Source organism: Streptomyces sp. NPDC004561 (assembly GCF_053602155.1).
On sequence record NZ_JBSGDB010000364.1, the window covers coordinates 1 to 9,062 of the forward strand.

The window sequence follows — 9,062 nt, forward strand, 5'->3', positions numbered from 1 at the left end:
GACAGCGACCGCGTGCGGTACGGGTGTGGACTCGACGAAGCCGAACGGCGCCGAGCAGTTCCTTGCCGCGCTCAAGAATGGGGTGCCGTTCGCCGGCAGGCGCGTCACCAGCGGGAACAACCCGGACAACCCGAACATCGTCTCGGGCCCGGCCAACGCTCCCGGCTGGACCGACCTCAGCACGATCGCCGGCTTCCCCACGAACTCCACGGTCTGCGGCGTCTCGGTCGACTCCCTGGGCAGCGATGCGTTCTACAAGATCATCACCCAGAGCGGCACGGTCTACACCCTGCACTGTGCGGCCACCAACGCCCTTGTATGCCCCGCCCCCGCACAAGGGCCGCTCCCTGCATCGCGATGGGTAGCGGTGACACCTCAGCCCTGATCGACGCCCACCCGCCGCCGACGACCGCAGACCCCCAGGAGGGACCATCACAACATTCGAGAGCTGCTAGGGACCGCAGGGAACAACGGTCGCGCGTGAGCATCGCACAGGACAACTGCCCCTGACCAACGACCGGTCAGGGGCAGTTCGCCCTTACGCCGTAGGTCAGTGAGCTACCCGAGGCCAGCTGCAATGAGTGTTGCAGTACAGCAGCGGAGTACAGCAACCACCGCGATCGCAGCCGACCGCCGAGAACCGTAATCGGCCGACTGGCCAGCCCAGTGGACCTCAATGACCCCGTTGCCCATAGTTCGCATCGAGGGGCGCACCGCGACACCCGCTCGGGCCGTCTCTGGGCCGTCCGAGGGCGGCCGCCGATGACAGATGACGACAGTCGACGACGGCTTCCCCTGCTCAGAGACGGTGCTTCGGGTACCGGCGCATGTGCCGATCAGTGAAGCAGTGTTGAGGAAGAACCCAGCTGCCCATCGTCTCGCCCGGTCACAGAGTGAAGGCAGACTGCGTGCATGAGTGACAGCGACAACTCCGATCGCCACAGGGTCGACCTGACATGGGTGGAGTCCATGGGCGGCCCGCTGATCGTCGTTCCCGCGTCCAAGCTGCACCAGTGGAACGGCTGCACCAAAGACGGCATCATCGTCGGTTGCACCGACCAGCCGGACGAATACGACCGGGCCTGCGCCGTCGAGGGGTACGCCGAAGCGATCAGCATGGGTGATGCCGAGAGCACAACCGCGCTGGTGCTGGGAGACGAACCAGCCACGACCTGCTACCTACCCGAAGACAGGGTCTTCGTGCGGTGGCTCGGGGCCAACTCCGAAGCCGAGCTGGTCGCCGCAGCCGGTGCCGTCCTGAGCGATGAGACGACGCCATGGGAGGAGTGCGGGGTCTGGGAAACCGACGGCCCGGCGGTTCTGATGGACTCAGTCGAGGCTGGCGAAGACCTCGGCGTGCCGTACCCGGACGGCAAGGGTCAGCCGGATGAAGCGCCGGTGCCCGTGCCCGCAGGACGATGGAGAGTCCGCGCGTTCTACAAGACCGACCAGTCCCCTTCGTTCGGTGTGGTCCAACTCCTACCAACAGCTGGTTCTTGATGCCTAGGTAGCATCTCGAATTGTGGCCCGTAGCCTGCCACAGCGCCACGGTCCGGGCCGTCCCTGGGCCGTCCGAGGCCGCGCAACGGTGGCCGAGGACAACCAACGACGACCACCAGGCGCACGGTCCCACCGCGCCCGACCAGCAAAAACCCAGCTCACCAAGATCCCCGGCAAGCCCCAGCGCAAGACGAAGTAACGCCCGTACGATTAGGCCTCCTACCTGCGGTTTCATCGCAGGTAGGAGGCCTCGGGCTTGTTGTGGGCCATCTCATGCGAGTGACGCCCGGGCCGCTGTCGGAGATGGTCCGTGCCGCCGGGAAACGCTCGCGAACACGCTCACTTTCAGGCGTGGACGTAGGTCTGCGGGCCCTGGGCGTCCACGTGCGTGCTGTCCTGCGTGTACCAGGCGACGACCCAGGTGCCGCCGGTGGTCGCCTTGCCGCTGATCCGGTAGGCGCCGCTGCCGTCGGTCTTCACCCGGCCCCGCGACAGCCAGGTCTTCTGGCCCACCGGGCGGAAGAGCAGCGTCACGTAGCTGTGGGTCACGGGCTTCCAGGGGCCGGTGGTGCCCTGCTCGTAGACGTGGCCCCTGAAGCTGACGTAGCTGTTCCTGGAGACCGTGGTGTGGTTCGGTTTCCCGCCCGTCACCTTCGTCGCGTAGACGGAGGTGTGCACGGTGTTGCTGTACGCGGCCGGGAAGTCGGTCGCGGCCGGCGAGAACAGCCGCCAGTAGCCGTGCGGGTTGCTGACGGTCAAGGTGACCGTCCGGGCGACGGGAAGCGGATTCGCCGGGATGCGGTTCACCGTCGTCCAGCCGGTCTTCCCGTCGGCGGACTGCTGGAGGTACAGGACGTTGCCGGGCACCGCGGCGTTCGTGCTGTCGGCGCTCACGGACAGGGAGAGCCTGGAGTGGGCGTCGACCTTCGCCGAGGCCAGGTGGAGCGTGGCGTGCTGGTCGATCGAGGTGATGTCGAAGCCGGCGGACGTGCCGGTCAGGTACTCGTCCCAGCCGCCGGTGTGGTCTTGCGCGTCCACGGTCCAGTGGGTCGGCGTGTTGTATACGTCCTGGGTAAAGGAGAACCGGCCGTCGCTGCCCGTGGTGCCGGCCTGCATCACGTTCGTCCCTTGGAGCGTGAGGGGTTGGCCGGGGGCGGGGTGCCAGGTGCCGTCCTGCGCCTGGTACTCCAGGGTTCCGCTGATGCTGGTGGTCCCCCAGGCCGGCACGTCCGCGGCGGTCGCCTTGTCGAGCACGATCCGGGTCGGCTCGGTCACCGGGTCGACCTGTGTGGACGGCCCGCAGAAGCCCATGCGGTCGACGACAGCCTTTAGCGTGAGCTGCGGCTTGCCTGCCGACTCAGGGACCGACTTGGAGACCGTGAAGCTGCCGTCGGCGGCGACGGTCCGTCCCCACGGCCGCGTACAGACCGGCACTCCCGAGCGTCACGCTGAGGGTGTACGGGCCGGCATAGGGAGCCAGGGTTCCGTCGGGCTCCTGGGCAAGGACCTTGCCGGTGGCGGTCAGGGCCTCGTTGCCGTAGGTGAGCAGCGTGGACGAGAACTGGGTGTCCACGAAGAACAGGGTGGTGCCGTCGGACGCCTTGCCTTCGCACCACGGTGCGGCGGTGGCGTCGGCCGGGGCCGGGTCGGCGTACGCGGTGGCGGCCGGCAGCGCCAGGGCGGCGGTCAGCAGCGTCGCAGCGGCCAAGGCGGGAAGGTGGTTTCGGATTCTCACCGGGCTACAGCCTCCAAGGTGGTGAGTGCCAGTCAGGAGCCCTTCCCGGACTCCTGAGTGAGAGGTACGGACGTTACGCCGACGGCATGGCTCCTGATTCGTGCAGTGTCCGAAATACCGCTACACCGCGCGGGTGATCGTGATCACATCGTTAGGCCGGGGCCGCTGGGCCGGGGGCGCAAACGGGCCGCAGATGTCTGACTGCACGTCGACGGAAGGCTGATGCGGGCGGACGACGACGGACGTCTGGGCATGGGCCGTGCTCGACTCCCCCGAGACCCGGGGTGGCTGTTTCGGTCACTTCTCCGACATCCAGGCGACCGGCTTCCGCACCATGTCGCCCGGACAGCACGTGGACACCCGACGGATGATGCGGCGGCCCGTCACTCAGTGATCTCGACCCTGACCGGCAATCAGTCGCGCAGGCGTGCGAATATGTGCCGCCTGTGTTCGCGCCGAGCGCGGGTTATGTATGGACATCAAGGGTGGGTCACTTTGAACCTTGTCATGCGTGTCGGGTCGGCCGCCGTACTGTGCACGGCGCTCACCACGTTGGTTGCGGCCTGCAACCCCGCTGATCCGGCCAAGCCCGCCGCCGCATCCGCCACGGCATCGGTCGCACCGTCTAAGCCGGCGGGGCCGTTGGACGGGCTCAGCGGCAGCGAGATCGCCCGGAAGGCGATCGCGAACCTGAAGGAGGCGTCGACTGTCCATTACGCCGGGCGGGCGAAGGATTCCGGTCAGACCATCGACCTGGACATCACGCTGGTCAGCGGCAAGGGCTGTAAGGGGAGCATGACGGAGGGCAAGGGGTCCGTGAAGGTGAGGCTCATCGGCCCGACGATGTGGATCAACGCTGACCGCGCCTTCTGGACCGCCAACGGCGGTAACGATCCCACTGTCCTGGCCATGCTCGTCGACAAGTGGATCAAGACGCCCAAGACGGGTGACATGGGATCATCCATGTCCGACCTGTGCAATCTAAACAAGATGCTGGCCAACGAGATTGGCGACACCAGCGGTCTGCAAAAAGGCGGCGCAACTACCGTCAACGGTCAGCTGGCGCTGCGACTGAAGGATATGAGCGACTCTTCGACGCTCGACGTGTCCAATACCGCGGTCCCGCGTCCACTCAGGATGATCGACATAAGCTCCGGCGACGGCGGCACGCTCACCTTCACCGACTACAACTCGCCGGTGAGCCTGACGCCGCCGCCCGCGAGTGAGACCGTCGACGGGAAGTCGATCGGTATGTGAACCTCGTCAGCGAGGAGGCCCAGCCGAGCCTGAGCGCGGTTCCGGGCGTACAGCAGCGAAGTACAGCAACCCCAGCAACCGAACACGACCGACAGCGACTCTGAGGGATCGAACGGCGGCCTCTATGACCCTCGTTGACCGATCCCTGTAGAGCTACGGATCAGAAGGTGCCCGTGCCCCATCCGTGCCCGATCACACGTTGAACCGCGGGGATCTGCGGTGCCGAGCGGGCACAGCGCAACGCAACGGCCCCTGACCGATTCGCCTGGTCAGGGGCCGTTCACCTGCGCGGTGGATGTGGGAATTGAACCCACGGTGACTCGCGCCACGACGGTTTTCAAGATCGTTCAGTCACCGACAAACCAGAGATACAGGTGTTCCGTTCTGAACGACCTGGCACAGCTCTCGGGTCTGGTTCACCCAGGCACCGCCACAGGTTTCGGGAAGACGATCAAGTTCCGCGACCAGCAACGGCACTTGCCGCTCGTTGAAGACGGCATCCCCGTAGGGGCTCAGAGCCCACAGCATCGGAAAGTTCACTTGGTCCAGCGCGGGGATGAGGTCCGTCCACGACAGCCCGGCCTGGGCACGTGCCACAGGCCTCCCCGAGTCACCGCGCACCTGGATGTTGATCACCCGCCGACCTTAAAGTCCGGTGACGCGGGCCGCACCACAATCGCACCAGATCGAGCGGGGAACGGCGGGGAATCACGGTGAGCATGAGCGCTGCCAACAAGGCCACAGCTCAGCAGCTCGCCCAGGTCAGCGCCCGAACCGACCGCAAATGATCGCAGCTTCCCAAGCTGAGGGCTCCGGCACCGTCATCACATGCCGACCGTCGTGGAGCTGCCCCCGGGGGAGCCGGACATCGAGCCGTGGGAATGCCAAGAACCGGCCCGCCTACCCGATCGTGCGGACTCGGATTCGGCGCCTCGTACCCTCACGGATCCACTGCGCTCGCAGGTCACCGCTGCCGATGCCAGACTGACGACGTGGCCGTCTTGTGGCGTGGCCGGGTGGGGAGGCCGGGTATCGCCATACGCACTGAGGGAGGCGCCGGTGCCCGCGGGGCGACCGGTCTGGGGCGTGCACGGCGCCGCGCACGCACGCCATCTGCGCCCCTGAGCGGGCGGCCGAAGGGGCACGAAAGACGCGCGCACCGCTCCTCGCCAGGTCCGCCCGCCGGTCCGGCCATCCCGACGGAGCGAGTCGCCTCCACGGCCACCCCGACATGCGGACCCTGCCCGGGCCTCACCCCAGTGGTACGTCTCAGGGAGGTCTCTCACATGAAGACCTTCATACGGGACGCTGCTATCGCCGTGGTCGCCGTGTCGATGGCCATGGCTCTTGCTGCCTGTGGACAGGGGGGCGGGGCCGGGGCCCACGCCGGAAGCGGCCCGAGGATCGGTCTGCTGCTGCCTGATGCCATCACGTCCCGCTGGGAGTCCGTGGACAGGCCCCTGCTGCAGGAGAAGGTCAAGCAACTGTGCGGCGACTGCACGGTCGAGCACGCCAATGCCAACGGCGATGTGGCCGCACAGCAGCGACAGGTGGACTCTATGATCACCAAAGGGGTCGATGCACTGGTCCTCGTGGCCGTCGACGCCAGAGCGCTCAGTGGCGCAGTCAGGAAGGCGCACGACGCGGGCGTCCCCGTCATCTCCTACGACCGGCTCGACGAGGGCCCGATCTCGGGCTATGTGTCCTTCGACGGTCAGGAGGTCGGCAGGCTCCAGGCGAGGGCGCTGCTGGAGGCCATGGCCCACCGGGCGGTCGGCAATCAGATCGTCATGATCAACGGCGATCCCACCGACCCCAACACCCTTCTGTTCGAGGAAGGCGCCCTGTCGGTGCTCAGAGGTAAGGTCAAGATCGGCAAGGTGTACGACACGCCCATGTGGCGTTCGGACATCGCCAACATGAACATGTCCGGCGCCATCGCCGGCCTCGGCGCCCGTAACATCGACGGCGTCTACGCCGCCAACGACGCCCTTGCCTCAGGTGTCATCTCCGCCCTCAGAGCGAACAAGATCTCCCCGCTGCCCCCCGTCACCGGCCAGGATGCCGACCTCGGAGCCGTGCGCCGCATCGTCGGCGGCGAACAGTACATGACCGTCTGGAAGCCCAATAGCGCCGAGGCGTCCGCGGGCGCCGCCATGGCCGTGGCTGCGGCCCGCGGCGAGAACCTCCACCGCATCGCCACCGGCACGGTGCACACCCGCGGCGGGAACGCGGTTCCGGCCGTCCTGCTCACCCCCGTGTCAGTGACCGCCGGCACCATCAAGGACACCCTCGTGAGGGGCGGCGTGTACACGGTCCAGCAGATCTGCGTGCCCCGGCTCAGGACGGCCTGCCACAGGGCCGGACTGACCCGATAGGCCGGTCCACCACAGCCGGGCCCGGGGAAGGAGATGGTTTCCGTGCCGACTCCACCACTGCTGGCGCTGCACGGCGTCTGCAAACGCTTCGGCGTCGTTCGGGTCCTCACCCACATCGAACTGGAGATTCGCGCGGGCGAGGTCGTGGCGCTTCTGGGGGACAACGGGGCCGGCAAGTCCACCCTCGTCAAGGTGATCTCGGGCGTGGCCCCCGCGGACTCGGGCGTCATCGAATGGGAGGGCCGAACGGTCCACATCAGGCGTCCCCACGACGCCCGGGCTCTCGGCATCGCCACCGTCTACCAGGACCTCGCCCTGTGCGACAACCTCGACGTCGTCGGCAACCTGTTCCTCGGGCACGAGATCCACAGACTCGGCTTCCTCGACGAAGTGGAGATGGAACGCCGTACCCGTGACCTCCTGAAGCGTCTGGCGACGGGCCTGCCCGATCTGCGCTCCCCCGTCGTGTCCCTGTCCAGCGGCCAACGGCAGACGGTCGCCATCGCCCGCTCGCTCCTCGGCGCCCCCCGGATACTCCTCCTGGACGAACCGACGGCATCCCTGGGCATCAAACAGACCGCCGAAGTCCTGGAACTCATCGACCATCTGCGTGACCGCGGCATGGGAGTCCTCCTCATCAGCCACAACATGGCCGATGTCAAAGCCCTCTCAGACCGGGCCGCGGTGCTGCGGCTGGGCCGCAACAACGGCTTCTTCAACGTGAACACGGCGTCCCAAGAAGAGATCATTTCCTCCATCACCGGGGCCACGGAGAACGTTCCTCATTGGATGGCCCAACGGGAGGTGGACTGGTGACACAGAACCGCAACAAGGCGGGCGACAGGCAGGCCGCCGCCGAACCCCGCCGACCGGGGCCCGGGCGGAAAGTCGTCCGTGTGGTGGAGAGCTGGGCCGCCGCGTCCCGGCACAAGTTCATCGCCGGTGAACTGGGCTCACTCCCGGTCATCCTCGTCCTCCTCGCGGTATGGATCGTCTTCCAGTGCCTCAACCCGAACTTCCTCTCACCCCGGAACCTGTCCAACCTCAGCGTGGACATCGTGGGTACGGGTCTGATCGCGGTCGGCATCGTCTTCGTGCTGCTGATCGGCGAGCTCGACCTGTCGGTCGGTTCGATCAGCGGCCTCGCCGCAGCCGTCTTCGCCGTGCTGAGCGTCGACAACGGCGTCCCGGAATGGCTCGCCGCCATCCTCGCGGTGCTCGTGGGCACAGCGGCCGGCACCATCCAGGGGTTTTCCTTCGCCAAGACCCGCGTGCCCGCGTTCGTCGTCACGCTCGCGGGGCTGCTGACCTGGAACGGCGTCATGCTCTACGTCCTCGGCACCAGCGGCACCATCGACCTCAACGAAAACGGCCTCGTCGCCAGGCTGACCAACTACTACTTCAGCCAGGACGGCGTCGCCTACGGTCTGGCGGCGCTCGGCGCAGGCCTGCCCTTCGTCATCTCCTACCGGAGCAGACACCGGCGGCAGGCCCTTGGCCTGCCGAACCGCTCGCTCCGCGAGCTCGGGGTGCGAACGGGAGCGCTCACGGTGATCGCGTTCGCCGCCGCGTACACGCTCAACCAATTCCACGGGCTGCCACTGGCCCTCCTGATCTTCCTCGTCGTGGTGGCCGGACTGGACGTGCTCCTTCGCAGCACGTACCTCGGACGACAGGTCTACGCACTCGGCGGCGGTGTCGAGCCAGCCCGCCGCGCCAGTATCGACGTGGTGCGGGTGCAGACCGCAGTGCTCGCAGTCTCGGGCACGATGGCCGCGATCGGCGGCCTGTTCCTCGCCTCACGGATCACCTCGGTCAGCCAATCCTCCGGCTCGGGCGTCCTGCTGCTGAACGCCATCGCGGCGGCGGTCATCGGCGGCACCAGCCTGTTCGGAGGACGCGGCACGACCTGGTCCGCGGTGCTAGGCGCGCTGATCATCCAGTCGATCGCCTCGGGCATGGCGATCACAGACATCCCGGTCGCCCTCCAGTTTGTGATCACCGGCGGGGTACTGTTCGCCGCCGCGGTCATCGACGCACTGTCGCGCCGCTCCCAGAAGGCGCACGGCCGGGCCTGAGCAGTCCATTCACCCGGCCCACCCGCCCGGCAGGGGCGGTGGGCGGGCGGCCCTCCACATGCATACGGCGCACGTATCCGGTGACGCTCGGGACCTGGTCGCCGACGTCGAGGC

At 67.3% G+C, this 9,062-nt stretch carries 9 protein-coding genes and 1 pseudogene; 7 read left to right on the forward strand and 3 right to left on the reverse strand.

Annotated features, from left to right (window positions below; all coding sequences use genetic code 11):
* Nucleotides 1-385: hypothetical protein (locus ACWEN3_RS33990; protein ID WP_452978792.1), on the forward strand; the 385-nt coding region annotated here is incomplete at its 5' end.
* Nucleotides 386-912: 527 nt separating this feature from the next.
* Nucleotides 913-1,500, forward strand: coding sequence for an Imm21 family immunity protein (locus ACWEN3_RS33995; RefSeq protein WP_452978795.1), 588 nt, complete (start codon nucleotides 913-915; stop codon nucleotides 1,498-1,500).
* A 345-nt stretch (nucleotides 1,501-1,845) separates the two neighbouring features.
* On the opposite strand, the gene ACWEN3_RS34000 is transcribed toward ACWEN3_RS33995, so the two are convergent.
* Entirely contained in the window at nucleotides 1,846-2,775 is a 930-nt protein-coding gene (locus ACWEN3_RS34000) for a hypothetical protein (RefSeq protein WP_452978797.1), read from the reverse strand.
* An 82-nt stretch (nucleotides 2,776-2,857) separates the two neighbouring features.
* Nucleotides 2,858-3,208 carry a hypothetical protein gene (locus tag ACWEN3_RS34005; protein WP_452978799.1) on the reverse strand — a complete coding sequence of 117 codons (351 nt, stop codon included), beginning with the start codon at nucleotides 3,206-3,208 and terminating at the stop codon, nucleotides 2,858-2,860.
* Nucleotides 3,209-3,494: 286 nt separating this feature from the next.
* On the opposite strand from ACWEN3_RS34005, the pseudogene ACWEN3_RS34010 reads away from it, so the two are divergent.
* Nucleotides 3,495-3,593, forward strand: a pseudogene (locus ACWEN3_RS34010) (cold shock domain-containing protein); the annotation flags it as partial.
* Between the two features lie 137 nt (nucleotides 3,594-3,730).
* A complete protein-coding gene (locus tag ACWEN3_RS34015) occupies nucleotides 3,731-4,492 on the forward strand; it encodes a hypothetical protein (protein ID WP_452978802.1) in 762 nt (253 codons plus the stop codon).
* A gap of 351 nt (nucleotides 4,493-4,843) precedes the next feature.
* Here the strand turns inward: ACWEN3_RS34015 and ACWEN3_RS34020 are convergent, their stop codons facing one another.
* Nucleotides 4,844-5,128, reverse strand: a complete 285-nt coding sequence (locus ACWEN3_RS34020; RefSeq protein WP_452978805.1) for a hypothetical protein — start codon at nucleotides 5,126-5,128, stop codon at nucleotides 4,844-4,846.
* Nucleotides 5,129-5,778: 650 nt separating this feature from the next.
* On the opposite strand from ACWEN3_RS34020, the gene ACWEN3_RS34025 reads away from it, so the two are divergent.
* Genes ACWEN3_RS34025 through ACWEN3_RS34035 form a run of 3 tightly spaced genes read left to right on the forward strand, consistent with a single transcriptional unit; the run spans nucleotide 5,779 to nucleotide 8,948 of the window.
* Nucleotides 5,779-6,870: a sugar ABC transporter substrate-binding protein gene (locus tag ACWEN3_RS34025; protein WP_452978808.1), complete on the forward strand. Its 1,092-nt coding sequence runs from the start codon at nucleotides 5,779-5,781 to the stop codon at nucleotides 6,868-6,870.
* 33 nt (nucleotides 6,871-6,903) lie between these two features.
* Nucleotides 6,904-7,686 (forward strand): ATP-binding cassette domain-containing protein, encoded by a 783-nt coding sequence (locus ACWEN3_RS34030; protein WP_452978811.1) that lies wholly within the window; start codon nucleotides 6,904-6,906, stop codon nucleotides 7,684-7,686.
* Nucleotides 7,680-8,948: a sugar ABC transporter permease gene (locus tag ACWEN3_RS34035; RefSeq protein WP_452978814.1), complete on the forward strand. Its 1,269-nt coding sequence runs from the start codon at nucleotides 7,680-7,682 to the stop codon at nucleotides 8,946-8,948. The genes ACWEN3_RS34030 and ACWEN3_RS34035 overlap by 7 nt, the downstream gene beginning before the upstream one ends.
* Nucleotides 8,949-9,062 lie beyond the last annotated feature (114 nt).